Annotated in this window: 1 protein-coding gene; it reads right to left on the bottom strand. The window is 61.6% G+C overall.

What is annotated here, in order from left to right; genetic code table 11:
• The coding region (gene tuf / locus C2847_RS12120; protein ID WP_105318574.1) for an elongation factor Tu at window positions 1-1,060 on the bottom strand (1,060 nt) is incomplete at its 3' end.

Raw genomic sequence — 1,060 nt, 5'->3', positions numbered from 1 at the left:
CCACCCCAGTCACATCCGTCGTCCGAAAGTAAAACTGCGGACGGTACCCCGTGAAAAACCCCGTGTGCCGACCCCCCTCCTCCTTCTTCAACACGTACACCGAGGCCTCAAACTTCGTGTGCGGCGTAATGCTCCCAGGCTTCGCCAAAACCTGCCCCCGCTCCACCTCCTCCCGGCCTATCCCGCGCAACAACAACCCCACGTTGTCCCCAGCTATCCCCTCCGCAAGCGTCTTCCGGTGCATCTCCACACCCGTCACCACCGTCCGCCGCGTCTCCGAAGCAAGGCCCACAATCTCCACCTCGTCCCCAACCTTCACCTTCCCCCGCTCAATCCTCCCAGTCGCCACCGTCCCACGACCCGTGATCGTAAACACGTCCTCCACCGGCATCAAGAACGGCTTGTCCACGTCCCGCACCGGCGTGGGTATGTACTCGTCAATCGCGTCCAATAACTCCCAAATCTTATCCACCCACTCGTTCTCCCCACGCCTCGTCTGTGGGTTCTTGTGCATCTGCTCCAGCGCCAGCAGCGCGCTCCCGCGGATCACCGGAACCTCGTCCCCAGGAAACTCGTACTGGTTCAGAAGGTCCCGCACCTCCATCTCCACCAGGTCCAAAAGCTCCGGGTCGTCCACCATGTCCACCTTGTTCATGAACACCACGATGTACGGCACCCCCACCTGGCGAGCCAAAAGTATGTGCTCCCGCGTCTGCGGCATCGGCCCGTCCGCCGCCGATACCACCAAAATCGCCCCGTCCATCTGCGCCGCACCCGTGATCATGTTCTTGATGTAGTCCGCGTGCCCAGGACAATCCACGTGCGAATAGTGCCGCTTCGCCGTCTCGTATTCCACATGCGCCGTGTTGATGGTAATCCCCCGCGCACGCTCCTCCGGCGCCTTGTCAATCTCCCCGTAGTCCTTAACCTCTACATTCGGGTTCTCCGCCGCCGCCACAAACGTCAAAGCCGCCGTCAGCGTCGTCTTCCCGTGGTCCACGTGCCCAATCGTCCCCACGTTCACGTGAGGCTTCGTACGGATAAACTCGCCCTTGGCCAT

It is taken from the genome of Thermus tenuipuniceus, assembly GCF_002964845.1.
GTDB lineage: Bacteria > Deinococcota > Deinococci > Deinococcales > Thermaceae > Thermus > Thermus tenuipuniceus.
The sequence above is the reverse complement of the archived record's forward strand: the minus strand, read 5'-3'. Positions and strand labels throughout refer to the sequence as shown.